27 protein-coding genes are annotated in these 25,051 nt (G+C 43.3%); 14 read left to right on the forward strand and 13 right to left on the reverse strand.

From position 1 onward, the window contains the following. The first annotated feature begins 626 nt into the window (after positions 1 to 626). From qoxA to D3H55_RS24105, 5 genes are all read left to right on the forward strand, one after another. Positions 627 to 1,640: a cytochrome aa3 quinol oxidase subunit II gene (qoxA, locus tag D3H55_RS08080; protein WP_119546387.1), complete on the forward strand. Its 1,014-nt coding sequence runs from the start codon at positions 627 to 629 to the stop codon at positions 1,638 to 1,640. After that, on the forward strand, positions 1,630 to 3,606 hold the full coding sequence (gene qoxB, locus D3H55_RS08085; RefSeq protein WP_119546388.1) for a cytochrome aa3 quinol oxidase subunit I: 1,977 nt from the start codon (positions 1,630 to 1,632) through the stop codon (positions 3,604 to 3,606). Before qoxA ends, qoxB begins: the two co-directional genes overlap by 11 nt. After that, positions 3,596 to 4,201 (forward strand): cytochrome aa3 quinol oxidase subunit III, encoded by a 606-nt coding sequence (qoxC, locus tag D3H55_RS08090; RefSeq protein WP_119546389.1) that lies wholly within the window; start codon positions 3,596 to 3,598, stop codon positions 4,199 to 4,201. The genes qoxB and qoxC overlap by 11 nt, the downstream gene beginning before the upstream one ends. Then, positions 4,202 to 4,504 (forward strand): cytochrome aa3 quinol oxidase subunit IV, encoded by a 303-nt coding sequence (gene qoxD / locus D3H55_RS08095; RefSeq protein ID WP_119546390.1) that lies wholly within the window; start codon positions 4,202 to 4,204, stop codon positions 4,502 to 4,504. An 84-nt stretch (positions 4,505 to 4,588) separates the two neighbouring features. Next, positions 4,589 to 4,744 (forward strand): hypothetical protein, encoded by a 156-nt coding sequence (locus tag D3H55_RS24105; RefSeq protein ID WP_168412997.1) that lies wholly within the window; start codon positions 4,589 to 4,591, stop codon positions 4,742 to 4,744. Between the two features lie 147 nt (positions 4,745 to 4,891). On the opposite strand, the gene D3H55_RS08100 is transcribed toward D3H55_RS24105, so the two are convergent. The 4 genes from D3H55_RS08100 to hemE form a co-directional block, all read right to left on the reverse strand. Beyond that, entirely contained in the window at positions 4,892 to 5,143 is a 252-nt protein-coding gene (locus D3H55_RS08100; protein WP_119546391.1) for a hypothetical protein, read from the reverse strand. Positions 5,144 to 6,048: 905 nt separating this feature from the next. Next, positions 6,049 to 7,449 carry a protoporphyrinogen oxidase gene (gene hemY / locus D3H55_RS08105; protein ID WP_119546392.1) on the reverse strand — a complete coding sequence of 467 codons (1,401 nt, stop codon included), beginning with the start codon at positions 7,447 to 7,449 and terminating at the stop codon, positions 6,049 to 6,051. Between the two features lie 33 nt (positions 7,450 to 7,482). Then, a complete protein-coding gene (gene hemH, locus D3H55_RS08110) occupies positions 7,483 to 8,412 on the reverse strand; it encodes a ferrochelatase (protein ID WP_119546393.1) in 930 nt (309 codons plus the stop codon). A 36-nt stretch (positions 8,413 to 8,448) separates the two neighbouring features. Further along, positions 8,449 to 9,492: a uroporphyrinogen decarboxylase gene (gene hemE / locus D3H55_RS08115; RefSeq protein ID WP_119546394.1), complete on the reverse strand. Its 1,044-nt coding sequence runs from the start codon at positions 9,490 to 9,492 to the stop codon at positions 8,449 to 8,451. 348 nt (positions 9,493 to 9,840) lie between these two features. Between hemE and D3H55_RS08120 the strand changes: the two genes are divergently transcribed. After that, entirely contained in the window at positions 9,841 to 10,353 is a 513-nt protein-coding gene (locus D3H55_RS08120; protein ID WP_119546395.1) for an antibiotic biosynthesis monooxygenase family protein, read from the forward strand. A gap of 366 nt (positions 10,354 to 10,719) precedes the next feature. Here the strand turns inward: D3H55_RS08120 and D3H55_RS08125 are convergent, their stop codons facing one another. From D3H55_RS08125 to liaF, 3 genes are all read right to left on the reverse strand, one after another. Further along, the gene (locus D3H55_RS08125; protein ID WP_119546396.1) at positions 10,720 to 11,370 is read right to left on the reverse strand and encodes a response regulator transcription factor; all 651 of its coding nucleotides are present in this window, start codon (positions 11,368 to 11,370) and stop codon (positions 10,720 to 10,722) included. Next, entirely contained in the window at positions 11,363 to 12,358 is a 996-nt protein-coding gene (locus tag D3H55_RS08130; protein WP_240628517.1) for a sensor histidine kinase, read from the reverse strand. The genes D3H55_RS08125 and D3H55_RS08130 overlap by 8 nt, the downstream gene beginning before the upstream one ends. A 73-nt stretch (positions 12,359 to 12,431) precedes the next feature. Continuing rightward, a complete protein-coding gene (gene liaF, locus D3H55_RS08135; protein ID WP_119546397.1) occupies positions 12,432 to 13,235 on the reverse strand; it encodes a cell wall-active antibiotics response protein LiaF in 804 nt (267 codons plus the stop codon). A 274-nt stretch (positions 13,236 to 13,509) separates the two neighbouring features. Here liaF and D3H55_RS08140 point away from each other — a divergent pair, with 274 nt between their 5' ends. Further along, positions 13,510 to 14,904 (forward strand): hypothetical protein, encoded by a 1,395-nt coding sequence (locus D3H55_RS08140; protein ID WP_119546398.1) that lies wholly within the window; start codon positions 13,510 to 13,512, stop codon positions 14,902 to 14,904. Between the two features lie 41 nt (positions 14,905 to 14,945). Here D3H55_RS08140 and D3H55_RS08145 read toward each other — a convergent pair whose 3' ends face one another. Beyond that, positions 14,946 to 15,266 carry a phosphatase PAP2 family protein gene (locus tag D3H55_RS08145; protein WP_119546399.1) on the reverse strand — a complete coding sequence of 107 codons (321 nt, stop codon included), beginning with the start codon at positions 15,264 to 15,266 and terminating at the stop codon, positions 14,946 to 14,948. A 442-nt stretch (positions 15,267 to 15,708) separates the two neighbouring features. On the opposite strand from D3H55_RS08145, the gene D3H55_RS08150 reads away from it, so the two are divergent. Continuing rightward, positions 15,709 to 16,881 carry a M20 family metallopeptidase gene (locus D3H55_RS08150; RefSeq protein WP_119546400.1) on the forward strand — a complete coding sequence of 391 codons (1,173 nt, stop codon included), beginning with the start codon at positions 15,709 to 15,711 and terminating at the stop codon, positions 16,879 to 16,881. 359 nt (positions 16,882 to 17,240) lie between these two features. Here D3H55_RS08150 and D3H55_RS08155 read toward each other — a convergent pair whose 3' ends face one another. From D3H55_RS08155 to D3H55_RS08165, 3 genes are all read right to left on the reverse strand, one after another. Further along, positions 17,241 to 17,954, reverse strand: a complete 714-nt coding sequence (locus tag D3H55_RS08155; RefSeq protein ID WP_119546401.1) for an EcsC family protein — start codon at positions 17,952 to 17,954, stop codon at positions 17,241 to 17,243. Positions 17,955 to 18,051: 97 nt separating this feature from the next. Beyond that, the gene (locus D3H55_RS08160; RefSeq protein ID WP_119546402.1) at positions 18,052 to 19,272 is read right to left on the reverse strand and encodes an ABC transporter permease; all 1,221 of its coding nucleotides are present in this window, start codon (positions 19,270 to 19,272) and stop codon (positions 18,052 to 18,054) included. Beyond that, entirely contained in the window at positions 19,269 to 20,009 is a 741-nt protein-coding gene (locus tag D3H55_RS08165) for an ABC transporter ATP-binding protein (RefSeq protein ID WP_119546422.1), read from the reverse strand. Before D3H55_RS08165 ends, D3H55_RS08160 begins: the two co-directional genes overlap by 4 nt. 695 nt (positions 20,010 to 20,704) lie before the next feature. Between D3H55_RS08165 and D3H55_RS08170 the strand changes: the two genes are divergently transcribed. Both D3H55_RS08170 and D3H55_RS08175 read left to right on the forward strand, forming a co-directional pair. Further along, on the forward strand, positions 20,705 to 21,124 hold the full coding sequence (locus tag D3H55_RS08170) for an HIT family protein (protein WP_119546403.1): 420 nt from the start codon (positions 20,705 to 20,707) through the stop codon (positions 21,122 to 21,124). 203 nt (positions 21,125 to 21,327) lie between these two features. Then, entirely contained in the window at positions 21,328 to 21,852 is a 525-nt protein-coding gene (locus D3H55_RS08175) for a tryptophan transporter (RefSeq protein WP_119546404.1), read from the forward strand. A 40-nt stretch (positions 21,853 to 21,892) separates the two neighbouring features. Here D3H55_RS08175 and yhzF read toward each other — a convergent pair whose 3' ends face one another. Then, entirely contained in the window at positions 21,893 to 22,087 is a 195-nt protein-coding gene (gene yhzF / locus D3H55_RS08180; protein ID WP_119546405.1) for a membrane protein YhzF, read from the reverse strand. A gap of 239 nt (positions 22,088 to 22,326) precedes the next feature. Here yhzF and D3H55_RS08185 point away from each other — a divergent pair, with 239 nt between their 5' ends. Both D3H55_RS08185 and D3H55_RS08190 read left to right on the forward strand, forming a co-directional pair. After that, positions 22,327 to 22,683 carry a YtxH domain-containing protein gene (locus D3H55_RS08185; RefSeq protein WP_119546406.1) on the forward strand — a complete coding sequence of 119 codons (357 nt, stop codon included), beginning with the start codon at positions 22,327 to 22,329 and terminating at the stop codon, positions 22,681 to 22,683. Positions 22,684 to 22,909: 226 nt separating this feature from the next. Beyond that, positions 22,910 to 23,479 (forward strand): HTH-type transcriptional regulator Hpr, encoded by a 570-nt coding sequence (locus D3H55_RS08190; protein WP_119546407.1) that lies wholly within the window; start codon positions 22,910 to 22,912, stop codon positions 23,477 to 23,479. Here D3H55_RS08190 and D3H55_RS08195 read toward each other — a convergent pair whose 3' ends face one another. Beyond that, complete coding sequence (locus tag D3H55_RS08195; RefSeq protein ID WP_119546408.1) at positions 23,480 to 23,809, reverse strand: DUF1878 family protein; 330 nt, start codon at positions 23,807 to 23,809, stop codon at positions 23,480 to 23,482. 312 nt (positions 23,810 to 24,121) lie between these two features. On the opposite strand from D3H55_RS08195, the gene D3H55_RS08200 reads away from it, so the two are divergent. Both D3H55_RS08200 and D3H55_RS24875 read left to right on the forward strand, forming a co-directional pair. Further along, positions 24,122 to 24,670, forward strand: a complete 549-nt coding sequence (locus D3H55_RS08200; protein WP_119546409.1) for a DUF3267 domain-containing protein — start codon at positions 24,122 to 24,124, stop codon at positions 24,668 to 24,670. A gap of 156 nt (positions 24,671 to 24,826) precedes the next feature. After that, entirely contained in the window at positions 24,827 to 25,006 is a 180-nt protein-coding gene (locus D3H55_RS24875) for a hypothetical protein (RefSeq protein WP_113928232.1), read from the forward strand. Positions 25,007 to 25,051 lie beyond the last annotated feature (45 nt).

Raw genomic sequence — 25,051 nt, forward strand, 5'->3', positions numbered from 1 at the left:
AAAAATGAAATTTAGTCACATTTGATTCGATAAGTACTATACCATATATTTATCCGGAAGACAATAAGATTCAACGAAATTGTTTATTGTTCAAATAGTTACTTATATATTGTCCCAGAAATAATCTCGTTTTGTCAGCAGTGTTTCGCATGGTAAGCATTAATAAAATACCGTAAAGTGTACTACTTCCTATCTGGCGAAATGCTCATTCTTCTTTCAGAACAGCAGCCTGCAGATGCTACGTATTGAAAGGTATCTCTTCAATAATCCATGTAATTCAAAAGCAGTACTTCTTCATTCATATGAAATGGGCTGAATATCTTAACGAAATTCCCTCGCAGAAAAACGTTCGAATTCTTGTCACAGATTTCGCCAGGCCAGATAAACCTTGTTATATCAAGCTCTCATACTTCTGACAAGCAACCGCATGCTTGCTGTAAAAATCAACCTTACTTTTTTTGTAACAAATTGATCATGCCTCATGTGATATTATTCACTTACTGGAAGGCGCAATTGTGCTAAATTGCTCTTCTGACAAAAACTAAATTTTTTTCTGGAAGTTTGTGAAGTACTGAGCAAATTTTGAACAATTTGTGACATTTATAAAAAGAAGGTGAGGAACAGAGATGAAATCACTAAAGCCTTTAATGATATTGCTGCCTTTATCACTATTGCTATTCTTAAGCGGCTGTGAGACGAATATGGTTGTTTTCGAACCGCAGGGTCCTGTGGCAAGATCCATCACAGATCTGATCAACTGGTCACTTATTTGGATGTTAATTGTAGTAGTATTCGTTTTTGCATTATTTGCTTTTATCATCTGGAAATACAGAGAAAAGCCAGAAAACATGGATTATGAGCCGCCTGAAGAACATGGCAGCACCCTGCTGGAGGTCATCTGGACAGGGATTCCGATCCTTATTGTCATCGCTCTGACGATCCCGACAGTTAAAACACTATATGCTCTAGAAGAAGTTCCACAATCTCTGGAAGATAAGGAACCAATTACGATTCATGTAACGGCTGCAGACTGGAAATGGATTTTCAGTTACCCTGACGAAGGGATAGAAACAGTCAACTATGTCAACATTCCGGAAGATACTCCTGTGTTGTTCAAGCTGACATCTGCCAGCACGATGCAGTCCTTCTGGGTACCGGCATTGGGCGGCCAGAAGTACGCCATGGCTAAAATGGAAACAGAGCTGTACCTTGCTGCAGATAATCCTGGTTCATATATGGGTAAAAACTCGAACTTCAACGGGCGGGGGTATGCAGAGATGGAATTTGAAGTCCTTGCACAAACACAGTCCGATTATGATGAGTGGGTCCAAGAGGTAAAAGACACGGCACCTAAACTCACAGAAAATAAGTATGAAGAGTTGTTAAAGCCCACTCACTTAGGCAGAATGACTTTCAATGATACGCACCTTGCTTGGGTGGACCATTCAGATATGAAATCGAAAACATATACAAACCCTGAACTATATCGTTACCACGGATATCAGGGAAAAACGTTTGAAGAAGACGATAACTACAAAAACGCTGATGAAACGGATGAATCTGAAAAAGATGAAGATTCACACGGCGGGCACAGCGAAGATGAACACGACTCTCACGGAGGTGAACACCATGGGCATTAAATGGGATGAATTTTTCGTCACAGGAGACCCCCTTATTTTAGGAGCCCAGATCTCCATCGCATTGACAATGATCGGTATCGTGTTTGGTGTTACCTATCTAAAAAAATGGACCTGGCTGTGGCGGGAATGGATTACGACTGTTGACCATAAACGTATCGGGATTATGTATATTATTTCGGCTGTACTGATGTTTTTCCGCGGAGGAATTGATGGACTGCTGATGAAAGCACAGACATCAAGACCGGAAATGGAATTTTTGAATGCACAGCATTACAATGAGATTTTCACTACACACGGCGTAATCATGATTTTGTTCATGGCGATGCCTTTCTTGATTGGATTAATGAACGTTGTCGTCCCGCTGCAAATTGGTGCACGTGATGTGGCGTTCCCACAATTGAATGCTTTGAGCTTCTGGCTGTTCTTTGCAGGTGCGATGCTTTTCAACTTATCATTCATCATCGGCGGATCTCCGGATGCCGGATGGACATCGTACTTCCCACTCGCTGGTAAAGAATTCAGCCCGGGTATAGCGAATAACTATTATGCCGTCGCCCTTCAGATTGCCGGTATCGGTACTTTGATGACAGGGATCAACTTCATTGTTACGATACTGAAAATGAGAACAAAAGGCATGGGATTAATGAAAATGCCTATGTTCACCTGGACGACTTTAATCACTTCTGTCATTATCGTTGCTGCCTTCCCGATCTTTACAGTAGCGCTGGCACTTATGACGACTGACCGTATTTTCGGAACACACTTCTTCACTGTTTCCGGCGGCGGTATGGATATGCTCTGGGCCAACCTGTTCTGGTTATGGGGACACCCTGAAGTATACATTGTAGCTTTGCCTGCTTTCGGTATTTTTTCCGAAGTCATTGCTACTTTCTCACGAAAATCATTATTTGGATATAAATCCATGGTTTATGCGATTGTCGGTATTGCGATATTGAGTATGGTCGTATGGGTCCACCATTTCTATACAATGGGCTCCGGTCCTGCGGTTAACTCCTTCTTCTCGATTACGACCATGATGATTGCCGTTCCGACCGGGGTCAAGATCTTTAACTGGCTGTTCACGATGAGAAAAGGCCGGATCAAGATGACTACTTCCATGCTGTGGGCATTAGCCTTCATTCCGACGTTTACAATCGGAGGAGTAACTGGTGTCATGCTTGCGATGGGTGCAGCTGATTACCAATACCATAATACATTGTTCCTGGTTGCCCACTTCCACTATGTATTGATTCCTGGTGTTGTTTACGCTGTATTTGCCGGTTTGTACTACTGGTGGCCAAAAATGTTCGGCCACATGCTGAACGAAAAGTTAGGAAAATGGCACTTTTGGTTATTCAATATCGGATTCAACGTAACGTTCATGCCTATGTTCTTCCTGGGACTTAAAGGTGCGGTACGCCGTTCTTATACGTTCTCGGCTGAATCAGGCTTCTCTGGCTTATTCTTACTGTCTGCAATCGGATCAATCATCCTTGCAGCCGGTTTCGCCGTATTCTGTTATAACATCTATTGGAGCATCCGCTACGCAGACCGCAACATCTCAAGCGACCCGTGGGATGCAAGAACCTTGGAGTGGGCAACTTCTTCTCCAGTTCAATATTACAACTTTGCAAAACAGCCTGAAGTGAAGAAGATTGATGCATTCTGGCATATGAAAAAGAACAATGAAGGCTTGACGTTAAGCGACTCTGAGATCAAGAAAATCCACATGCCAAGCAACTCAGGCTTGCCGTTCATTATGTGTGTGTTCTTCGGAATCGCCGGTTTCTTCCTTGTATTCGAGTGGCAGATCGCGACAATCATCGCTTCGCTCGGCATCATAGCCGGACTGATTTATCGTTCGTTCGACTACAATGAAGGGTATTACATCCCGGTTGATGAAATCAAAGAAGTTGAACGTTCTTGGAGAAACAAAAAAGGAGAGGTGAACAAACATGTCAGCTAAAGTCGATACCTCCCTTCCTTTAGAATATCAAACAGAGCAAAACCGCTTGAATATCCTTGGTTTCTGGATATTCCTTGGAGCTGAGATTGCCCTCTTCGCTACATTGTTTGCTGTCTATTCTGTGGTGAGCCACCGCTATGCCGGTGGTCCGACACACCAGGATATATTCATGATTAAAGAAGTCATGATTCAGACTGTGTTGCTTTTGACCTCCAGTTTCACATGTGGTCTGGCTATATTTGAAATGAGACGGGGCAATTTGAAAGGCCTGATCACCTGGCTGGTCATTACACTCGGCCTTGGAGGCGGATTCCTGTTCATGGAGATCAGCGAATTCATTCATTATGTCCATGAAGGTGCAACCATTCAGACAAGTGCCTTCCTTTCCAGCCTGTTTGTACTGCTGGGAACACACGGTGCCCACGTTACTTTCGGTATCTTCTGGGCTTCTATGGTAATTATCCAGCTTGTTAAACGGGGACTCACACCTGTAACAGCCCGCAAGGTCTTCATTATCGGGTTATACTGGCACTTCCTGGACGTCGTCTGGATCTTCATCTTTACTTTCGTTTATCTGAAAGGGTTGGTGATGTAAATGGAAAAGAGTACTAAGAGATATCCGATAAGCCATGTCGTCGGATTCATCATGTCTCTCGTCCTTACCTTTGCAGCAGCATGGGCTGCTTTAAAAACATCTCTTTCATTCACAGTCATAATGTGGGTCATTGGTTCCCTCGCCATCGTTCAGGCGGGTCTCCAATTATTCATGTTCATGCACGTCAATGAAGGAGAAGACGGCAAAGTACAGATCATCAATATTGCTTATGCTGTATTCTGTGCAGCCGTCATCGTCATCGGTTCCATCTGGGTATTGACTTCCGGCCATGCCGCCCACTAAGAAAGCGGAAGAGGCCTGTCGGCACTGTACGGATTGAAGGGCGCCTGCTTGAGATAAAGGAATCACAACGAACGTAGTGAGTTGATGTTGACTTATCGCAAGGAAGGAGACCGAAATCCGCTAGGCGCTGGCCGCTGGAGCTGGACAACAGAAAAGCGGAAAGACCCCGTCAGTGGCGTACGGATTGGAGGGCTCCTGCTTGAGATAAAGAAATCACGAAGAGCGGCAGCAATTCGATGATGACTTATATCGCTAGGGGGCAGACTCAAGTCTGCTGGCTGGACCAGGAACCCGACAATAAAAACGCACCATGATACCGTTCAATGCCGTATCGCTGAAATTCAAAAGGCTTGGAGATTCAAAATCTCCAAGCCTTTTTGCATTTAATTATAATCTGGTTTTGACCATACCATTAATTTCAGGTCTGCTCTTTCCTGTAAACTCCTCAATAAGAGGCAGGAAGATCATGGTTCCGAAGATAAACATGAATCCGACCATCACACCGATCCCGATCGAAAGCAAATAATCCTGTGTGGCACCGCTTACAAAAAAACTGTAAAAAGTAATCAAGAGTCCAATCGCAGTACCACCAGCAGATAACCATTTTACAGCTGCTAATGTTTGGTGTTTGTTTGCCATCCGTTTCTCCCCCTTTATATTCTATTTTATGTTTGTTCACAGATTTGTCAAATAAAATTCTTAAAAAATTCATAAATGGTTTTTCAGACTATTTTAAGATAGTGGTTTTTATAGTTCTATCAAATTCATTCTCTTTGGTGCTGGGATACGTTTCCGTTCGAATCGTGCCCTTACCTCTCCTGTTTCTCCTCTCAAGGGGTATGTTTCCGTTCGAATCATGCCCTTACCTCTCCTGTTTCTCCTCTCAGGGGGTACGTTTCCGTTCGAATCATGCCCTTACCTCTCCTGTTTCTCCTCTCAGGGGATACGTTTCCGTTCGAATCGTGCCCTTACCTCTCCTGTTTCTCCTCTCAAGGGGTATGTTTCCGTTCGAATCGTGCCCTTACCTCTCCTGTTTCTCCTCTCAGGGGGTATGTTTCCGTTCGAATCATGCCCTTACCTCTCCTGTTTCTCCTCTCAGGGGATACGTTTCCGTTCGAATCGTGCCCTTACCTCTCCTGTTTCTCCTCTCAAGGGGTATGTTTCCGTTCGAATCATGCCCTTACCTCTCCTGTTTCTCCTCTCAAGGGATATGTTTCCGTTCGAATCATGCCCTTACCTCTCCTGTTTCTCCTCTCAGGGGATACGTTTCCGTTCGAATCATGCCCTTATCTCTCCTGTTTCTCCTCTCAGGGGATACGTTTCCGTTCGAATCGTGCCCTTACCTCTCCTGTTTCTCCTCTCAGGGGGTATGTTTTAGAGTAAATGTACCACTTCAACCTCAACTACCATCCTTTAGAGGAATAATAAGATAAATCCTTTAGCGCTTTAAAGCACCCGGGGACAGTCCCCGGGTGCTTTAAAGCGCTAAAGCGTCACAATATAAAAAAAGCATGCACGGTGATTCCTGCGTGCATGCTTTCAATTTAAGATAGGTATTCCAATACGTTTTGAACTGCTTTTTCGCCTTGATCGATGCAGTCGGGAAGACCGAGGCCTTCGAAGGAACTTCCTGCGATGAATATGCCTGGAAGTTCGTTTCTTACGTTGTTCTGCATGGACTCCAGGCGGTCTTTATGGCCGACTGTATATTGAGGCATGGCATCTTTCCATCTTGAAACGATTGTAAATTCCGGTTCCATTGAGATGTCCATGATTTTGTTCAAATCCTGAAGGACAATCTTTTCGATTTGGCTGTCAGAAAGATCGACCACCGCTTCATCTCCTGCCCTGCCGACATAGCATCTCAGAAGGACTTTGCCTTCAGGAGTCGAATGGGGCCACTTCTTGTGTGTCCATGTACAGGCTGTGATTGTATAATCACTGTTCCGTGAGACGACAAAACCTGTACCGTCGATGTCCTTTTTGATTGCTTCTTCAGGAAACGCCATTGCAACAGTAGCCACTGAAGTAGCTGGAGTGTTTTTTAAGTGATCAAAGAAGCTGTATTGCGGGAACATCGATGGGATGGTCGGATGCGGGGTTGTCACGACGATACTATCCGCTTCCAGCCTCTCCCCGTTATTCAGCATTAAAGAATACCTGTTGTTCTCATCCTTCTCGATTTGTTCCACCCGAAGCCCTTTCAATACGGAGTCTGGAGCCAGCTGGTTTTCAATACCATCCACCAATGACTGCAGGCCCCTTGTCAGCGTAAGGAATATCCCTTTTTTCTTACCGTCTTTATTCGTCGGAGCCGGGCTTGTCTTTTTCATCCCAAGAATCAAGCTTCTATGCTTTTGTTCCACCTGGTAAAACTGCGGGAACGTTGACATCAGGCTCAACTGATCGATATCACCGGCATAGATTCCTGACAACAGCGGTTCAATCAGGTTTTCAACAACTTCATCACCGAGTCTTCTTCTGAAAAATTGTCCCAGTGACTGGTCGCCCTTAGCACTGGATCTTGGTAATACAAAATCAGCTGCGGCTCTTGCCTTGCCCTGCATGGAAAACAAACCGGTGGTAACAAAAGGAGCCATCTGTGTTGGAACTCCCATTACAGAGCCTCCGGGCATTGGATGAAGCTCTTCATTCACAAGGACATAAGACTTGCCGGTTGAGTTGTTGACAAGTTCATTATCCACACCGACTTCCTTTGCAAGTCTGGCAGCACTCTTTTTTCGTTCAAGAAACGAGTCCGGCCCTCTTTCGATCACAAAGCCGTCCTTTGTCACTGTCTGGATTTTTCCTCCAAGCCTATGGCTCGCTTCAATCAACTTAATGTCAAGTGGACGTCCGGTCTTCTCGGCTTCTTTTTGTAAATAATATGCTGTTGTTAATCCTGTAATTCCCCCGCCGATAATTACTGCCTTTTGCTTCTCCACTGGTCCATCGCCTTCTTTTTATAGTTTTAATTCTTATTTAAGATGTTTCATTACAACCGCTGCCAAAGCGTCTATGAACTCAGGTTTAGCGTTTGGCATTTCCGGTCTGTAGTAGCTTGCGCCGATTTCGTCTGTTACGACTTTACACTCATAGTCATTGTCATAGAGTACTTCCAAGTGATCTGCAACAAATCCCACTGGAGTATAAACAAATGTGTTATAGCCTTTTTCTTTATGAAGCTCCCGAGTCAAATCCTGGACATCAGGTCCCAGCCATGGGTCAGGAGTATTTCCTTCACTTTGCCAACCTACAGCATATTCTGTAACTCCTGCACCTTTAGCAATCATATCTGCTGTTTCCTGCAGCTGTTCAGGGTACGGATCTCCATCTTTCAGGATCCTTTCAGGGAGACTGTGCGCAGAAACGATTAATACTGCCCCGTTCCGCTCTTCTTCCGACATCTTTTCATAGGTTTCTTTTACTTTCTTAACCCAATAATCAATGAATTTCGGTTCATCATACCAGCTTTCAACGGATGTAATTTCCGGACCGCCGATTTTAGCCGCTTCTTCCTTTGCACGGCCGTTGTAGGATTTAACACTGAACGTGGAAAAGTGAGGTGCCAGTACGATGGAGACCGCTTCTTCGATTCCATCTTCATGCATCTGCTGCACAGCATCTTCAACGAATGGTTCGATATGCTTAAGGCCAAGGTACATTTTGAATTCTACCTCATCTTGCAAAGCATTCAGGCGCTCCTCCAAGGATTTCCCTTGATCAAGCGTGATTTTCGCCAATGGAGAGATTCCTCCGATGGCTTCATAACGGTGCGTCAGATCTTCAAGCATTTCTGGTGAAGGTGTTCTGCCGTGCCGGATATGAGTATAATACCGTTCGATATCTTCTTCTTTGTAGGGAGTCCCATATGCCATTACAAGGAGTCCCATTTTTTTCTTTGTCATTATTTTCACCTCAATATAAGATCCGTGTTGTATGAATTAGCCTCTCAGTTTCTCAGCACTGTATTCGTGTACGAATGAAGTCAGCTTCTTCAGCGTTTCCGGTTTGACAGAAGGGAATACACCATGGCCAAGATTGAAGATGTGACCTGGATTTCCGATTCCCTGATCAATAATCGCTTTTGCTTTTTCTTCAATGACATCCCATGGAGCAAGCAGAATAGCAGGATCCAAATTTCCCATGACCGTTTTGGTGATACCATTTGAGCGTGCTTCCGGAATTGGAAGTCTCCAGTCGAGACCGACCACATCAATCGGCAGGTCATGCCATTCCATAGAAAGGTGGCTTGCGCCGACACCGAACATGATCAATGGCACATTCTCTTTTTTCAATTCTGCAAAGATTTTTTCCATTACCGGTTTGATGAAAGTACGATAGTCCTGCACATTCAGTGCACCAACCCAGGAATCGAAAATCTGGAAAGCGGAAGCCCCTGCTTTGATCTGCGCACGGCCGTAAGAAATGGTCATGTCCGCAAGCTTGTCCATTAAGGTGAACCAGGCTTTCGGTTCAGCATACATGAAGGCTTTTGTCTTATTATAGTTTTTAGAAGGACCGCCCTCAATCATATAGCTTGCCAAGGTAAAAGGTGCACCTGCAAAACCGATTAATGGGACTGAAAGCTGTTCTTGTGTCAGGAGCTTGATTGTGTCCAATACATAAGGAACGTCGCTTTCCGGATCGATTTCCCCCAGCTTCTCAACATCCGCAAGGGATTGGATCGGATTTTCGATTACCGGTCCGATTCCTGACTTGATATCCACGTCCACTCCGATCGAAGGAAGCGGAGACATGATATCTTTATACAGAATAGCTGCATCCACATCATACTGTTCTACCGGCAGGCGGGTAACATATGCGCAGATTTCAGGCTGGTGGGTAATTTCAAAAAGGGAATACTTTTTCTTAAGTTCCCTGTACTCAGGCTGCGAGCGGCCCGCCTGTCTCATATACCATACTGGTGTATAGTCCGTCTTCTCCCCTCTTGCGGCTTTTAAAAATGTGTCATTCATCTTCTTCATATTTATATGTCCACCCTTCTGTATTCCTCTATGTACACCATTGTATTATATTATGGCTCAAGAATAAAAAATGAAGCAGTTATAGTAACCTATCCGTTCATATATCCCGTTTTCACTATAGACTTTTCCACTATAAAAGTATAGTTCGTGACTCCAAATGTCATAAATTTGCCGATTTTTCTATGGCTGTTTGTTCAAATTTGCAGCAGTTGATTTGCGGGAGGATGCTGAAAGCGATATCATGAATGTGAAATCGCTTTCCTTTGCTGAATAGAAGAACAGGCGAGTTTTACCCCCGGAGGCAAAGGGAATGTTAAAACTAATCTATAGTGGCAGGAGTGAAATGAAATGTATGTTTATATGACAAGTGGTACTCATGAATTTCTAAAGACGTTGGAAAACAAACATTCTGATCAAACAATCATCTTGATGGATAATGCAGATACATCCGTCTTGGTACATGAAACAGAAGGAAAATCCGTTTTCCAGGAACCGAGGCGTTATGAAGTGATCGATTCAACAGGTGATCTTCAAAAACACGGATTTGTGGTCATCAATAACATCCCTGTTTCAGATGAAGGACGCCCTGTATTTGAATACCGTTTTAAGAATCGAGCCGGTTTAATTGAAGAAGTGGATGGCTTCATCGCAATCAGGGTGCTCCGGCCGGTTGATACTGATACTTATGCTATTCTAACTCAATGGGAGGATGAGCATTCCTTTAAGCAATGGCAGGATTCACAGCAGTATGCAAAGGCCCACGAAAAAAGGGGTACCGAGGATGGAGTCGATGCACAAAGGAATATGTTCCCCCGTCCTTCCTTCGTAACCAAATACAGCATTCCTGCAGACGAGGACTAAGGCCGCCCTTAACCTTCCCGGCTGCTTGGTTTATGGCCCCGAGGGGCTGCGTGTTGGAGCTGGATGACTAAAAGCCGGTCCGCTGTTATATGCGGGCCGGCTTTTGCTTTGCAAGAAGATGGGCATTTTATCGTCCCGTGGCAGAGTGTTATTCTACTAATCACCCTGGTATAACTAATTTAACGGTTTATAACCGAGTGTTTTCCTCTTAATCAACCGTTTTTAACTGCCCCACCGATATATAACATGGGGTTTCTCCCTTAACCACACGGTTCCAATTGCTCCGCTGGTTTATAACATGATGATTCTCTTCCCTCTTAACCTATACAATTTAGTTTGGATTCCTTCCACCTTAAAGATGCCGTGTCAATCCACCTGCTTATTCAGCAAGATTCCATTTCGATTGGCATAGATGGCTGCCTGGGTACGGTCGGCAACCCCTAATTTGCTGAGGATGTTGCTGACATGGGTTTTGGTCGTTTTGATACCGATGTACAATTCTTCTGATATTTCCTGATTTGTCATTCCTTCTCCCAAGCATTTCAGGACATCGAGTTCTCTGGCAGTCAGGTCTTCATGGAGCTTTTTTTGCTGCGGGCGGAATCGGTTCATCATCTTATCCGCGACCTTCGGGGCAATAACACTCTCTCCCTTTACAGCTTTATAAACAGCGGAAATTACTTCGTCGGCACCGGCTGTTTTTAAGAGGTAGCTGTGGGCACCGGCTTCAATGGCGGGAAACACTTTTTCGTCATCGTAATAGCTTGTAAGTATAATAATCTTGCAGGCAGGCAGGAATTCCAGTATTTCCTTTGTTGCCTCAATGCCATTTCCATTTTCCATCAACAGGTCCATCAGGATGATTTCCGGCTGATAAAGCTTTGCCAGTTTAACCGCTTCTGATCCACTGGACGCCTCGCCCAGGAATTCAATCCTGTCTTCAGTCAGCAGGTATGTTTTCATCCCCAGACGGACCATTTCATGATCATCGACGATCATCACTTTTATTTTATCCATTATGGTTCTCCCCCTCTTCCCTCAATGGAATGCGAATATTAATGTATGTTCCTTCATTTTCCTTGGACCGGATCTGAAAGATGCCCCCTATTTCTTCACAGCGCTCTCTCATCGTCTGCAATCCATAGCTCGTCATTTTTTGCTGATCGACACTGAAACCCCTTCCATTGTCACTGATATATAAATTCAGATTCGAATCAGTTTTTCTTGTTGAGATCTTGACCTGCGTTGCTTCTGCATGCCGCAGTATATTGGAAATCCCCTCTTGTACGATCCTGAATAAATGGGCTTCGGCTCCCTTAGTCAAGCCTTCAAGATGTTTGAAATCCGCAGAAATATCGATAGGGGTCTTTTCCTTCAGCTCCTGGATAAGCTTCTTCAACCCCTCCAACAGGCTTTCTCCCTTTAGATCAATCGGTCTTAAATGAAGCAGCAGCGCCCTCATTTCCCCTTGGGCTTTCGATGCAATTTCTGCAACTTGTATCAAGATCGGTTCTGCATCTTTAGGTTTTTTTTGAACAGTACGAACGGCAGCCGACGACAGCATATTAAGAGCGAAAAGCTGCTGACTGACCGAGTCATGCAGGTCTCTTGCCAGCCGATGCCTTTCTTCCATGACAGCCGCCTGGTGAGCCTGATCAGCCAACTCCGACTTTTCATCTGCGAGCCTTTGCAGGGACTTGACCTGCTCCTGGATATAAACTGCAAGCTGATTAAGCTCCTCCGTCAGGATACCGATTTCATCCTGCCTGCAGTCATCAACCCGCGCTGAAAACTTACCGCTTCTTAGAACAGAAACAAAAGTTGATATATCATCAAGACGGCCTTTAAACAAATACCCTGTCCTGAACCCGAAATAAATGCTCAACAGCAAAAAAATAAGCAGAACAAGCAAAGTAAGATACAAGGACCCTGCAAGTGTTATATGAGGGTTTTCCGAAATCAGGATATAGAACTGAATAATCAGGAAAAAGAAAAGTGTACCCATTAAGCCCATCATAAAAAAACTTTTCAGAAACCAAAAACGTATATTCGATGATTTATTCAATGGCTGCACCTCTTTACACCTTATTGATCCGTACAGAACCAATACTGAATTCTATAATGATCTTTATTTTTTTCTCTGCGTTTTCATATCCAGGGGTCCGATAATTCATATTCGGTTTGATATCGGAAGACTTCTGTCCGAACAATTTAATATCCCCTATGCTTCCATCAATTTTGATGTCGACAGGGATATCTTCCGGAATGAGCATTTTGACATCTCCTATCCACCCTTTCAGGTAAATCGGGGTTTCGCCTTCCGGAATATAAGCCTTGCTTATATCAAAATAGTAATTTCCAATCATATTACTAAGCCTCATCGATTCAAGCGGCCAATTGGGCTGGTTGTATTTAACATCTCCAATGAAATTACCCTTATTTACTTTAATCCTTTCCTTGGTTTCCCCATACCTTTTCTTGAAAGCAGCCTCCTCTTCTTCATCGGTAAGGCCGTCACTTGAAAAAGTAACCCTGATCTGGCTTTTTTTCCATAAAACCATGAAAGCAAAACCAATTAGACTGACAGGCCACAGCTTCCACCAGTCACCATAAGTGAAGATAACCGCCTCAAAACTGGAAAGGATCAGGAGAGCTCCATAGATTAAGAAAAAGAGCCCAAAGGTGAATTTAAGCATCCCTCTCCACTTTAGGCCAGAGTACAACCATTTCAGCCCCTGCAGTACAAACAGCAACGGGAGTAATATGACAAATAACTGTTTTATTTCCAAGGAAATGACACCAATATTAATTAAAAGCAATACTATGCCACTCAATAATAGTACTGCTGAGAAAAACCATTGTTTTCCGCCAGAATTCTTCATTTCGACACCGCCTTTGCCATTCTCTTTTCATTTCGATGAACAAGTTTAAAATCCTTTTTTATTTTTCTGAGTCCTTTTATAAGACCGCTACATGTATTCACAGTTTACCTGAAATATTTTCTTATTGAGAGGTGCACCGGCAGGAATTAGCCTCCGTCTGGAGACGGAGTTCTTGTATGTACCTTTCACAATCACTTTCGGACTGAATATTCTGTATTAGCAAAGGGCAGAAGCCTTTTTTTGTGAGAGCATATTAAGAGGGGGAGGATTTATTATGCTGGTGGAATTGACTGCATTACACTGGCTGTATTTGGGATTTATCGGGTTAATCATCCTTTTTATGATATTCAGGAAAGATACCACCATTGTGTGCATAGCCGGGATTTTTCTTATTGCTTTGTTTGCAAAAGGTTCATTGACCGGTTCTGTGAGCAGTGTTTTCAACAGCTTCATTTTTGCCATAACCGAACTGCTTCCGACAATATTAGTCATTTCAATTATCGTCGGGATGAGCAGAAGCCTCACCAAAACCGGGATTAACGATGTCATGATCAGCCCATTTGCCAAACTGATCAAGACACCCGCTCTCGCATACTGGACGATCGGGATTGTCATGATGCTCATCTCTTGGTTCTTCTGGCCTTCTCCTGCAGTAGCCCTGCTTGGCGCTGTGCTGGTTCCTGTGGCTCTCCGAGTCGGTCTGCCGGCACTCGGAATCGCCATGGCAATGAATTTGTTTGGCCATGGAATAGCCCTTTCCGGTGACTTTGTCATACAGGCTGCCCCGAAGCTGACCTCTGATGCGGCAGGCCTCAATGTTTCCCAGGTTATCCAGGCAAGTATCCCATTGGTCGCAGTGATGGGGATTGTCACTACTGTGACAGCCTTCCTTTTGTTAAAAAGAGATATGAGAAAAGGAAAACTGGTTGTCCAAAAGACCGAGCTGCAGGATTCTTCTAAAGAAGTAGGACCAGAACTATTAAGCGGTACCGCCAAAAAGCTGCTTGCCCTCATGATTCCTGTCCTCTTTGCGTTGAATATCATAGCCATGTCGGTTTTCGATCTTCAGGGAGGGGATGCAACAGCATTAATCGGGGGTACCTCCATTTTCATTCTGCTGATCATTTCACTTGCCGGGTATAAGGCAAAAGGTCTGGAACAAACTACAAGTTTCATCATTGAAGGGTTTCAATTCGGTTTTAAAGTATTTGGACCTGTCATTCCTATCGCAGCCTTCTTCTATCTAGGGGATTCCGGATTTACAGCGATTATCGGTGAGGGTCTCTTACCTGAGGGCTCCTCCGGGATCGTCAATGATCTCGGCGGTGCCCTGGCTGCTGCTGTTCCACTGTCAAAGGCTGTTGGCGCAGTTACATTGACAACTGCAGGAGCTATTACAGGCTTGGATGGTTCAGGATTTTCAGGAATTTCCCTGTCCGGTTCAGTAGCACTATTATTCGCTGACAGTATAGGTTCCGGAGCAGCGACATTGACTGCTCTCGGCCAGATCTCGGCAATATGGGTTGGAGGCGGCACACTCGTACCCTGGGCACTCATACCAGCCGCCGCCATCTGCAATGTAGACCCTTTTGAACTGGCCAGGCGCAATCTGGTACCCGTTATCATCGGACTGATTGCGACAACGATCACAGCTATGTTTCTAATTTGAAAAAGCTGAATCTAAGAGGCGTATGGCATGCCTCTTATGATTCAGCTTTTTAATTGTGCAGAACCGCTTATCCTCCTGTAAAGGAATTCACATAGTATATAATAGGAAAAGCTGATTAATAAACCTGCTAATACATCAGAAGGAAAATGGGCAGCGGCGGTTATCCTGCTTACCCCTGTCATCACAGACTGGAAGACTGCCCTTGCATAAACCGCCCGCCTCCCATTGGCAGATAACATGCTTTCCATAATAAAAAATGACAGGACCAGCAGAAAGATCAGCCCCACCATGGATGATCGAATGGAAAGCTTACTCCCTCTTCCATATGCAGACTTCCCGCCCTTTCCCTCTCTGCGACCCATTTAAGAAAATCATTAATATAGTTTCCCCCTGCGACTGCCAGCACGGTAAATATGATACCTGAAAATTTCTCTTATTTAATGCCAGCCAACCAATAAGAAGAAGACTGCCTATGCCGATGAGCAACTCCGAACCGAAAACAGTAAAATGCTTTATGTACCGCATGTTCTCAAAAAAGGAACTAGGAGGTGAATCAAACCAACTTATGTGCTCTGTTGCCGTCATCAGTAGTACAAACAGAAAAACAGCAAAGGAATTGCAGCCCCATATAATTTTCATTTTAAACACTGCGTCTCACCACCTATTGTAGTTTCACCATAATTTATCTGATTTCTGATATTAATATTTCTTTTTCTAAATCACAGGGAGATTAATGATATACTATTCTTAATTTTCAACTATATATGAAAAGTAACAACTATTAGTTGTGTAGGAGGAATGGGAATGCTGGAAACTCTTTTTGAACACTTGGAAAACCGATGGGAAGAAATGGTGGAAATAAGGCGGTACCTTCATCAGCACCCGGAAGTTTCATTCAAGGAATACAAGACTTCTAAATATATCGCTGATTTCTATAGAAAACTTGGTATTGATGTGACCACTGAAGTAGGAGGCAACGGTGTAATTGCAAGAGTCCAAGGCGGAAAACCCGGAAAGACCATTGGGCTCAGGGCCGACTTTGACGCACTTCCGATCCATGATGAAAAAGAAGTTCCTTACAGGTCGACCGTTGAAGGGGTCATGCATGCATGCGGACACGATGGGCATACAGCAGCTCTTCTTATTCTGGCAAAGTCAATCAACGAACTGAAAGCCGAACTTCCTGGAGCCCTCGTCTTCATTCACCAGCATGCAGAAGAATACGCGCCTGGTGGAGCTAAATCAATGGTCGAAGCAGGATGCCTTGAAGGGGTCGATGCTGTTTTCGGGACTCATTTGTGGGCTACTGAACCCCTGGGAACAATCCAGCATCGCGTTGGACCCATCATGGCTGCCGCCGATCGATTTGAAATCATCATCCAGGGGGCAGGCGGGCACGGAGCTCAACCACATAAGACAAAGGATTCAATCGTAGCAGCATCTCAATTGGTAGGGACACTTCAGCAAATCGTCAGCAGGAGAGTCAATCCAATAGAACCTGCGGTCGTCACAATCGGTTCCTTCGTCGCTGAAAATGCCTTTAATGTCATTGCAGATACTGCAAAGCTGGCTGGTACGGTAAGGACTTTCAGCGAAGAAACAAGGGACTTCATCACTTCTGAGATGGAGAAAATCATTAAGGGCATATGCCTATCAGCTGATTGCTCTTATACCTTTACCTATGACAAGGGCTACCCGGCTGTTGTTAATCATCAAGCAGAAACCGCTCATCTTATCAAAGCCGCCAAAGGTGTAAAAGGCGTAGATACCATCGAAGAGAGTGAAATGCAAATGGGAGGAGAAGATTTTGCCTACTATCTTCAAGAAGTGCCAGGCACCTTTTTCTTCACAGGTGCAAAACCTGAAGGAGTCGAACAGCCTTATCCCCACCACCACCCCAAATTCGATTTTGATGAGAAGGCAATGCTGGTGGCAGCCTGTGTATTGGCAAAAGCAGCCATCACCTATTCAGAATAACAAAAAGCCGGTACATGGACTTTGTACCGGCTTTGTTACTTTTTTCCAAGGTTATGAAATTATGCCCCACGGACTCCACTGCTTTCCGAGGGACTTTGTGTACTTGAAACGGGCTTCAAGACACTTTCACGGAAAAAATCGAGTCTACATGTACTTGAAACCGGGCTTCAAGACACTTTCAGCGAAAAAACCGGGTCTTCATGTACTTGAAATCGGCCTTCAAGACACTTTCAGGAAAAAAACCGGGTCTTCATGTACTTGAAACCGGGCTTCAAGACACTTTCACGGAAAAAAACGAGTCTACATGTACTTGAAACCGGCTTATAAAGCAATTTTATTGCATTTTAGGGGATTCAATACTAACCCTGCCCAAAATACCTCCTGCGATAAGCATATTCCGCCGCTTCTCCAAGTTCATCAAGGAGACCATAATTGGCATAAGCGCCTACAACCGCACCAATTCCAGGAACGAGCTGAAACATTTTTACAAAGTCTATATAATCCCTGTATTCCTGCTGAAACACTTTCCAATCCATATCTGAAGCTTCCCGCTTGTATTCTTCCCAATTGTCGATCAAGGAGAACACTTCCCGGCGATGGTCTTCACTGGAAAAAGCAAGCTGGAACACATATAACATGAACAGTCTTTCTTCGTAAGCTTTTGGGTCATACCCGTGTATCTTGGCAGTTTCATAAAGATACTTCATTTTGATGGAAAGCAGCAGAGGAAAATCCGCCAAACCAAGGAACAGCCCTCCTGCACCTGTCCCAGCACCCTCAATTGCAGCAGCCTTTCTGTAAAAGGACAAACGTTCCTTCATATACTTCTCTTTATCTTCTAATGATTCAGGAACCACAATTTTGTTGTTTGATGTGAAACCCGACCCTGCCAAGGTAACCTGCACCATGTTTTTAATGCTGTCAGTCACGACCTTGTGAACCTTTTCAGGGATCACGGAATTAAATTTCACCTGGGCTTTTTTTGCAGTGCGGTTCAGTATGCCCGCCCTCTTTAACTTCTTTCTTTTCCACATCTCCATGTTATTTAGGGCACTGGATTCATAGCTGTTCATGCCAATCACCTGTCCTTTGCAATAGGCTGATTTCCTAAACGCAGCCGGATCGTTTCCGGCTATTTGCTAATACGTACGAGGAAGGATTAAGTTCCGTTTAATATTCAAATTTCTTAAGGCGCTGAGTCAGATAAATAGTCGAAAAAGCCAATGCAAAAAGGATTCCCGCTACGAGAAGCATCAAAGCTTCCAGCAGCTGCCCGTTCAAGGCCGGTGCGAGTGAAAACAAGATTGCCTGGGCAATGAGCGACCACTGAACCACTTGAAGGAACGACTGTTTCTTTATTTTTTCAGGGACAGGATATAACGAAACCCATATTTTGTAATCGAAACGTTTAAACATCGGTATCATTTGAAAACCAGTCAAATACATGAACAGAAGTCCGGTAAGTATGATGAGCCAAAGTGAATCACTAAAGTAAAGCAGCACCATCGCAATCAGCGACAGGCGGATATACAGCCCGAAATACTCGCTCGTACGCAGCAGGGCGCGTATATACAAAAATTTATAGGTTTGTTTACCATCGTAGGGAATGGCATTCACCAAGGCATCCAGCCACTTTCTTCGATGGACCTTCCCCTTCAGTCTGGGTACATCCGTGAACATATTCGCCAGCCTGTAAAACAGCAGCATCCTCTGTTCCTCCATACTGATCAGCACATCCCATTTCAGAGTTTTCCTTTTTACAGAGGAGCTGAAATACACTAAGTAGCCTAAAAGGATAAGCGCAACTGCTGCAATCAGCACAACGGATGCTTGGTGAAGAACCAAGTACAGGAAAACGCCATTCATGGCAAACCTTATAAGGTAGTCAACAAAATGCGCTTCCCTTTCCTGGTTCTTCAACGTATACCATCGAACATACAGATTCCATACCTTAAGTGCCAATAACAGGGCCAATATGATGAAGAAAGATTGAAAGCCCTGGTCTGTCACTTTGACATACATCGGCATCATTGCAGCCAGTACGAGCAGCAGGATATACGATTGTGAGAGAAAACTGATCCAAATACCCTTGCGGAAGAAACTTTTCATCCGGCTTTCAAGAGGAAGCAAAAAGACGGCATCAGCCTCCCTCAGAAACGTATAAACCGGACTCCAAGTGAGGATCAATCCAAGTATGACCGCCATGATCAGTGGAGCAGGAAACGAACTGTCAAGTGTGCTTACCCAATTATTATAGGTAAATGCCCCCCCTCCCAAAGCAAAAATAAGGACAAACAAGAGGTGGTCGTTAAACATGTAACGAAGATACTTCCGAAGTTCCGCATTGTATTCCACTACCCTTTTTTTCCAGATTTCATCAATGTTTCTCATTGCCCTGTTTCTTCCTTTGTCAGTTCAATATAGATATCATCGAGCGTTGCATCCGGCATCCCAAATTCCTTTTGCAGTTCCAAAAGGGTTCCCTTTGCCCTTATTTCGCCATCATGCAAGATGATGAAGGAATCGCAATACCTTTCGGCTGTAGCCAGAATATGCGTCGACATTAAGATGCCGGCCCCATTCTTTTTCATTTCTTCCATCCAATTCAATAATGATTGAATTGCAAGGGGATCGAGTCCCACAAAAGGCTCATCTATAATATAAAGGCTTGGTTCGACAAGGAAAGCACACATGATCATTACTTTTTGTTTCATTCCTTTAGAGAAATGGGAAGGGAACCAGCCAAGTCTTTTTCCCATTCGAAATTCCTTTAAGAGCCCTTCTGCCCTTTTTTTGTATTCTGCTTCTGGAACACCATATGCCATGGCGGTTAGACGCATATGCTCTTCAAGGGTCAATTCATCGTAGAGTATTGGAGTTTCCGGTATGTAAGCAAACTGTTTCCGGTATTCATCAGTATCGCTTTTCAGCTGCAGCCCGTTGATCTTGATTTCTCCCTGTTTCGGCTCCATCAATCCAATGATATGCTTGATTGTGGTACTCTTTCCAGCCCCATTCAAACCGATCAGGCCAACGATTTCATTTGACTCCAGACTGAAAGAAACATCTTTCAGGACCGGCTTTCTTGTATATCCCCCAACCAAATGTTGAATTTCCAATAGTGACACAAGCAACGTCCTTTCTTTCTCTTTGTTTGTTTTATTTTAGCAAAGCAATGCTTTTCTAGCTATTTCCGGCTTTTCCTCCCCAAGTATTTCCTGTTATAAAGAAAATGAAATTGGCCATCATAATGGAGGAAGGGGACAGCAAAACTTAAAACGGGGTGGTTGTTAAAGACCGTTATCCGAATTATACGTTTGCTTCCAAAAACTTAAGGGGATGGTCGTCTTGCATAGTTTTGGCCTGAACTCACACCAGACTTTTTAAAAAACTTTAAAAATGAGGTGTTTATCAAAGAACACGGACTATTCAAGAACTCTTAAAGCATACAAGCTATAAGACAAGGGGATGGTCACTTTGAACCAGAGTCAGACAACGCACTGTATATTCACTGATCTTGCAAAATAATGCAAAATGAGGTGTTTATCGCAGATCACTTAGACGTTCCACTAAGAACCTAAAGTAAATCCCCCCTTCAATCGGGGCTGGCAGAGGGTGATGCAGATATTACCTTCTTGCCGGCCCCTTTTATGTCTTTGGCTGTTCAGAAAATTTGCTGCTGCTTATTATTTTGCAACCAGGATTGCCTTTCCAGTTACAGAATGAATTTGCCGCACACAACAATCCCTGCGAAAACATGCTTGTCTTTCCATAATTTCTCTTCTTATGATAAAATCAAAAAAACATTGAAAGGCGGGATACTATGAGTGATTGTATTTTCTGTAAGATTATCGAAGGCGAAATCCCATCATCCAAGGTATATGAGGACGAACATGTCCTTGCATTCCTCGATATCAGCCAGGTGACAAAAGGACATACGCTGGTGATTCCGAAAGTACATAAAGAAAATGTATATGAATTGACTGAAGACATCGCATCAAAAGTCTTTTCTGCCGTCCCAAAAATCACAAATGCAATTAAAGAAGAATATCATCCTATCGGCTTGAACCTGCTGAATAATAATGGCGAAGACGCAGGGCAATCCGTTTTCCACTTCCACCTCCACATCATTCCCCGCTATGGTACAGGCGATGGTTTTGGAGCCGTATGGAAAACGCACACTGATCAATACAGCCCGGAAGATTTAAAAGAGATAGCTGAAGGCATCAGTCAACACTTGTAATTACGATCTACATTAACTATTAAACAAGAGAATGAAAACTCCTCCTTGCTGGGGAGTTTTTATTATTCGAACCAAAAAGTTCGATTTCTCATCTGTCAATAATCTCCTTCATATGATATACTGTTGTTAACTTTTCGCTGCCGGCAACAGTGCACGGCAGGAGAAGCAAAGACGAGATAAGATCAGAAGAGGAGAGATGAGAAATGAATACAAAGACTTTGGTGGCACTATCACTGCTGGTAGGGATAGGAGCTGTACTTCACGCTGTCATCCCGGGGATTTTCCTTGGTATGAAGCCTGACATGATGTTGACAATGATGTTCCTGGGGATACTATTGTTCCCGGATAAGAAGAATGTTCTGCTGCTTGGGATTACCACTGGTATTATTTCAGGGCTTACAACCCAGTTCCCTGGCGGATTCGTACCAAACCTGATTGACAAGCCGCTTACTGCTTTTGTCTTTTACTTCATGGTTCTTGGACTAAGGAAATATTCAGCATCCATCGTGGGAACAGTCATTCTGACAGCAGTCGGAACGATTGTATCAGGAGTTTTCTTCCTGTCTTCCGCTTACTTAATCACAGGGCTCCCAGGTGCCTTCCTTGGATTATTTGCCGCGGTAGTACTCCCTGCAACGATCGTCAACGCCGGAGCTATGTTTGTAGTCTATCCACTTGTTACATCGATACTCAAGCGAACGAGTTTCGCTCAAACTATATCTTCATAATTCAACTCAAAAAGGAACCTGTCTCAGGTTCCTTTTTGAATTACTTAACGGCCAGCCACAATAATATCCCGAGAAGCAAGGATATAATGCCGCCTGTACCCAGGACCCCGGCTCTTCTTTTCAAAATATTTTTTGGTGGATACACTCCGGTTTTTTGGGTTGCCATAAAATAGTGGATCATTCCAAAAAATAATATTGCACTCAATGCAAAGAATCCAAATATGATACCATCCATATCCTCCACCCCTTCCTGTTAAGGCCGCTTTCGTATGGATTGCTGCTCATGGGAATGGATTGCTGGTTAATTGCAATACACTTACGAAAGTCCCCTTTAAAACAACCCGTTATTTATGTTTATGCCCATTTAAATACGTTATGAGAAAAGTTGATTAGTGTTTTGCTGAAAAGGGTAAAAAGGAAATATCAAAAAGATGTCGAATTAAAATGCAGAAATAATGTTGAGGAGAGATATAAATGAAAATGAAGTCTATCAGCTATGGAGTATTAGCAGGAAGTGCCCTCGGCGCAATCGCTGCCTTACTGACCACCCCTCAGTCCGGAAAAGACCTCAAGGGCCAGATCAGGAAAAATAAAGACGAATGGAAATCCATCTTACTCGAGATCAAAACTAACGCTGTTGAAGTCAAAGACGCTGTTTCCCGCCTTTCCTCAGAAGGAAAGGAAACCATCACACACTTAAAAGATGACATGCAAAACTCCATTCAAGCATGGCAAGGAAGCACAGAACCGAACATTCAGCATATCAAAGATGAGATCAGTGCAATCGAACAGCTTGCAGAAGATATGGAACAAACAGTAAGTAAACAATAACTTTAAAGGGTTCGGCAGAGTTTTTCTGCCGGATCCTTTTTTAACGCTTACATCTCGGGTTTACTCCCTTTTTCAGAAGAAACATCACCTTTCTAAAAATTTTGTAAATTTAAACCTTTATTAATTTTTATTTTATTGGCATAATAAAAGAGAGGGTTTTAAACTCTGAGATTAGTAGACACTGGACACGGTATTTCAATCAACTTTTGCAAAGCGGGTGAATCGGATGGAAGAGAGAGAATTTTCAATGAAGGAAGCAATGTTATTCAGCCAAAGAATGGCCCAACTGAGTAAAGCCTTATGGAAAGCAATCGAAAAGGATTGGCAGCAATGGATTAAGCCTTATGACCTTAATATAAATGAACACCATATCTTGTGGATCTCCTATCACCTCAAAGGAGCATCCATTTCAGATGTGGCCAAGTTCGGCGTCATGCATGTTTCAACTGCCTTTAACTTTTCTAAAAAACTGGAGGAAAGAGAACTGCTCCGTTTTTCCAAGAGGGAAAATGATAAACGCAACACCTATATCCAACTGACTGAAAAAGGTGAAAGCGTTTTACTTGAATTGATGAGGAATTATAAGCCTGAAAACCATTCCATTTTTCAGGGAGTGACCCCTTTAAGAGAATTATACGGCCGCTTCCCGGATATGATTGAAATGATGGCGGTTGTAAAGAATATCTATGGAAATGACTTCATGGAGATCTTTGAAAAGTCGTTTCATAATATTGAAGCGGAATTCACTGAAGAAAATGGTGAGCTGCAAAAAGTTTCCGAAGAAAAAGAAGCCTGATCACAGATTGCGGCGGAGCTGTTCCATCAACAGTGGATATAACCCTTGGGCTGTACAAGCTTCTATTACTTCTTCAGGCGAGAATCGCGGATCAAGGTTTTCGGTGAATTCTTTAAAAAGCGGAGCAAAAAAGACAAATCCTTCCGCTTTTTGTTCCTGTGAATGATTGTTCAGTCTTTCACACAAGTTATAGAAATTTTCCACTTCCATTTCAGACAGCCCTTTTTTTATGACAAGCCTGTAAAAATCATTTCCCTCCCCTGGAATCATTTCAAGCAGCATCCTTTGCTGAAACTCCAGCTTCTCAATCCTTTTGATTAGTTCATTCATTTCAATCCCCCCTTACTCATCCTGCAATAATTTATTAGCAAAAATCTTATTTCGCAAAAATATTGTAGTTCTTTTTCAAGAAATGACTTCCACTATTTCTATAGATAAATCATACCAAATGCTTTAAAATCTTGCTATTGGCTGGTTTCGAAAGCTGCATCATTTCCTTAAGTTACAATATAAAATTATTAGAATTTTTTTTTTACAGATTAATGTTAATTTAACTATTGATTTTTTTCATCAGACATCGTAAAGTATGAAAGCGAAAGATGAAAAAACAAGACTTTGTCGTCTGATGGAGGCGATTTTTTTATGCATTGCTGGAAAACCATTAACCTTGAAAAACAATTCGGTCACAGCCGGGTAATTTTCCTGTCAGGGCTTGTAATGATGACGGTATTTACACTCATCTACGTGCCTGTCAATCTCATACTCTCTGAGGATCTCTATGACACTCATTTTTATTTATTCATGGCAGGCATGATTTTGATTTATCCAGCACATAAGCTGCTGCATATTGTACCGATATTGTCCTATTTAAATAAAATTAAATACCAAGTAAAGCGTCAACTTTTCTTTTTCCCGATCTTCACTTTCCGTGTGAGTGAACCGATTCCAAAATACCGGTTTATTTTAGCGCTGCTGTTCCCGTTTTTCTTAATCAACACAGTGTTGCTGGCAGGCTGCGTCATGATGCCGCATTACTCCCATTATTTCACGATCCTGACAGCGTTTCATACTGGCATTTGCACAATTGACCTGTTGTATGCTAAATGTTTGCTATACTCCCCGCGGGATGCGATGATTGAAGAAAATGAGGACGGCTATGAAATTCTGAACCTTCAAAGAGGCACTATATAGATAGTCAGCGCCCGGACTCATCACCTTTCTGTATGAGCCGGACGGCTCTGTACATTATCTATCAATGCCTCTTCTTCATTTCCGGTACTTCATTCTACCAATTTAAAGGATATTTTGGTATCGTATAGCATATAGGAGATATAGGGAGGGGATAAAATGATCTCCATTTTTATCATTTTTTCAGTATTTATCCTTTATTTTATAAACCAAATGACAAACTCACTTTGTCTGCAAAAAGAAATACCTGAAGAAAGACAGCCAAAAGTCTTCAGAACCATCAACATACTGATAACCATACTCTTAATTTCATCGTACATAGAAATATTGTATGCTTAACCGAAAAGCGGAAGCGCCTATCTCAGGGGCGGCAAGCGCTGGAGG

The organism is Bacillus salacetis (assembly GCF_003581585.1).
GTDB classification, from domain to species: Bacteria; Bacillota; Bacilli; order Bacillales; family Bacillaceae_B; genus Rossellomorea; species Rossellomorea salacetis.

Excerpts from the sequence above, each read along its gene's own strand:
- qoxA (WP_119546387.1), top strand. The coding sequence starts at position 627 with ATGAAATCACTAAAGCCTTTAATGATATTGCTGCCTTTATCACTATTG.
- qoxB (WP_119546388.1), top strand. The coding sequence starts at position 1,630 with ATGGGCATTAAATGGGATGAATTTTTCGTCACAGGAGACCCCCTTATT.
- qoxC (WP_119546389.1), top strand. The coding sequence starts at position 3,596 with ATGTCAGCTAAAGTCGATACCTCCCTTCCTTTAGAATATCAAACAGAG.
- qoxD (WP_119546390.1), top strand. The coding sequence starts at position 4,202 with ATGGAAAAGAGTACTAAGAGATATCCGATAAGCCATGTCGTCGGATTC.
- D3H55_RS24105 (WP_168412997.1), top strand. The coding sequence starts at position 4,589 with ATGTTGACTTATCGCAAGGAAGGAGACCGAAATCCGCTAGGCGCTGGC.
- D3H55_RS08100 (WP_119546391.1), bottom strand. The coding sequence starts at position 5,143 with ATGGCAAACAAACACCAAACATTAGCAGCTGTAAAATGGTTATCTGCT.
- hemH (WP_119546393.1), bottom strand. The coding sequence starts at position 8,412 with ATGACAAAGAAAAAAATGGGACTCCTTGTAATGGCATATGGGACTCCC.
- hemE (WP_119546394.1), bottom strand. The coding sequence starts at position 9,492 with ATGAAGAAGATGAATGACACATTTTTAAAAGCCGCAAGAGGGGAGAAG.
- D3H55_RS08120 (WP_119546395.1), top strand. The coding sequence starts at position 9,841 with ATGTATGTTTATATGACAAGTGGTACTCATGAATTTCTAAAGACGTTG.
- D3H55_RS08125 (WP_119546396.1), bottom strand. The coding sequence starts at position 11,370 with ATGGATAAAATAAAAGTGATGATCGTCGATGATCATGAAATGGTCCGT.
- D3H55_RS08130 (WP_240628517.1), bottom strand. The coding sequence starts at position 12,358 with ATGGGTACACTTTTCTTTTTCCTGATTATTCAGTTCTATATCCTGATT.
- liaF (WP_119546397.1), bottom strand. The coding sequence starts at position 13,235 with ATGAAGAATTCTGGCGGAAAACAATGGTTTTTCTCAGCAGTACTATTA.
- D3H55_RS08140 (WP_119546398.1), top strand. The coding sequence starts at position 13,510 with ATGCTGGTGGAATTGACTGCATTACACTGGCTGTATTTGGGATTTATC.
- D3H55_RS08145 (WP_119546399.1), bottom strand. The coding sequence starts at position 15,266 with ATGGGTCGCAGAGAGGGAAAGGGCGGGAAGTCTGCATATGGAAGAGGG.
- D3H55_RS08150 (WP_119546400.1), top strand. The coding sequence starts at position 15,709 with ATGCTGGAAACTCTTTTTGAACACTTGGAAAACCGATGGGAAGAAATG.
- D3H55_RS08155 (WP_119546401.1), bottom strand. The coding sequence starts at position 17,954 with ATGAACAGCTATGAATCCAGTGCCCTAAATAACATGGAGATGTGGAAA.
- D3H55_RS08160 (WP_119546402.1), bottom strand. The coding sequence starts at position 19,272 with ATGAGAAACATTGATGAAATCTGGAAAAAAAGGGTAGTGGAATACAAT.
- D3H55_RS08170 (WP_119546403.1), top strand. The coding sequence starts at position 20,705 with ATGAGTGATTGTATTTTCTGTAAGATTATCGAAGGCGAAATCCCATCA.
- D3H55_RS08175 (WP_119546404.1), top strand. The coding sequence starts at position 21,328 with ATGAATACAAAGACTTTGGTGGCACTATCACTGCTGGTAGGGATAGGA.
- yhzF (WP_119546405.1), bottom strand. The coding sequence starts at position 22,087 with ATGGATGGTATCATATTTGGATTCTTTGCATTGAGTGCAATATTATTT.
- D3H55_RS08185 (WP_119546406.1), top strand. The coding sequence starts at position 22,327 with ATGAAAATGAAGTCTATCAGCTATGGAGTATTAGCAGGAAGTGCCCTC.
- D3H55_RS08190 (WP_119546407.1), top strand. The coding sequence starts at position 22,910 with ATGGAAGAGAGAGAATTTTCAATGAAGGAAGCAATGTTATTCAGCCAA.
- D3H55_RS08195 (WP_119546408.1), bottom strand. The coding sequence starts at position 23,809 with ATGAATGAACTAATCAAAAGGATTGAGAAGCTGGAGTTTCAGCAAAGG.
- D3H55_RS08200 (WP_119546409.1), top strand. The coding sequence starts at position 24,122 with ATGCATTGCTGGAAAACCATTAACCTTGAAAAACAATTCGGTCACAGC.
- D3H55_RS24875 (WP_113928232.1), top strand. The coding sequence starts at position 24,827 with ATGATCTCCATTTTTATCATTTTTTCAGTATTTATCCTTTATTTTATA.